Below are 1,689 nucleotides of genomic sequence, written 5' to 3' on the forward strand. Positions count from 1 at the left end.
AGCATCGTCGAACCTGCAATGAGGACGATGCCAACGACCAGGCCGCCCGGGCGAGGACCGTGCTACGGCGGCGCGCATCATCCGCCGCGACCAATCTCTCCGCGCTAGATCGCGTATTCTCGGAGCCCTGAACCGGAGTCTTCCTCATGCCGCTACTGTACGTCCAGAATCCGCGCAACGATAGCAGCCTGATACCAACCGCATCCCGCTGAGGGTCCGGTTCGCGGGCGGTGCCGGACGGTCTCTCACCACGTATGCCGTGTTGATTACTTGTGGAACGTCGAGTCGGCAGTCCGTATCGGCGCAGCTGGACTCTCTGACGGCCTCTGGGGCGCGTATGCGCCAGACTGATGACGTGAGAAATACCTCTGAACCACCGAGATTTCACCGACCGAGAACCGCTGTACTACTTGGTGCTGGTGCATCCTGGGACGCCGGTCTGCCACTAACTGAAAGCCTCGCGCAACGGCTTGTCGAGTCATTTGACGAGGATCTCGCGGCATCCGATCATTACAGGCGACGTGAGCAGTTGCCGGTGGTACGGGCTCTGCACATCGTTTACGGTGCGATGGTCGCACACGCGACCGAGCAAGGCTCAAGCCCGCTCTCGGCAGTCAACGTCGAACGGCTCGTTTCAGCCGTGCGCCTCCTGAGGGATAGACGCACACACGAGTCAGCGCCGTTTGTAGCTGCGTGGCGGGCATCCGTCGAGGAAGTCGACGATCACCCGCTTCCCCTCACGGACGCGGACTTGAAGGAACACGTTGGGTTTGAGCGCGACCTCTCGTTCAAAATATCCGGGCTCGCAAACGACATCGCAACGATCGCAAAGGCAGTTGTGTCTCCCGGCGATGGCTCAATCTTCCGGACGTTAGAAGACCAGCTGCTTCGCCGCATATGCACGCTCCTCGAGAAACCTGACAGCGTGGACTACCTCCTGCCCCTGGTTGAACTTGCACGAACTCAGTCCGGCGGCCTCGACATCACAACCCTCAACTACGACCGCACTGTCGAGCTCGCGGCGACGATCGGCTCGACTCCTGTCGACGCCGGCTTAAGCCGCTGGATTCCCGGTCAGCCACTTGTATTCACGCCCACCGACGGGCAGATCAACCTCATTAAGCCGCACGGTTCGATTGATTGGGTTCGTGTTTCGAGCACCTCGCAGAATCGCCTCGGAGGGCACCCTTTGGTGCGGCATGTTTATCGCGCAGATGAGAAACCGAGCCCGGTGGCGCGCTGGGGAACGGCGGACACTCCGTTGATCGTGATCGGGGATCGGGAGAAACTGGAGACCGATGGGCCGACTCTCCCACTCATGCGCGCATTCGAGGAGGCCCTCTACCGCGCGTCAAACCTTGTGGTTGTTGGCTACTCGTTCGGTGACGAACACGTCAATACGGTTGTGCGTAACTGGTTGGCCGCCGACGAATCGCGGACGATCGTGATTCTGGATCCGAAATGGAGGGGTCCCGAGCGGTTCGTTATTGGTCCCGACACGAACCTGTCTATGCGTGACGCGCTCGGGTTCCTCGCGAGCACGTCGCTCAGTGCCGCTGCCGGCCGAGTGGTAGTTGTGAGGAAGGGAGCGAAGGAAGGCCTTTCAGAAGCTTTGACTGCGAAACCGCTCAAAAAGGTCACCGAGCTCCTCACCGTCGAGACGTCCTTCGGCGAGCCGCATTACCTGGA

General features: G+C 60.7%; 1 protein-coding gene. It reads left to right on the top strand.

The window, feature by feature from the left end:
- Positions 1 to 568: 568 nt before the first annotated feature.
- Positions 569 to 1,689 (top strand): SIR2 family protein (locus JF66_RS19365; RefSeq protein WP_197059502.1); only part of this gene is annotated, 1,121 nt, incomplete at its 3' end.

The sequence above is a fragment of the Cryobacterium sp. MLB-32 genome, assembly GCF_000738085.1.
Taxonomy (GTDB): domain Bacteria; phylum Actinomycetota; class Actinomycetes; order Actinomycetales; family Microbacteriaceae; genus Cryobacterium.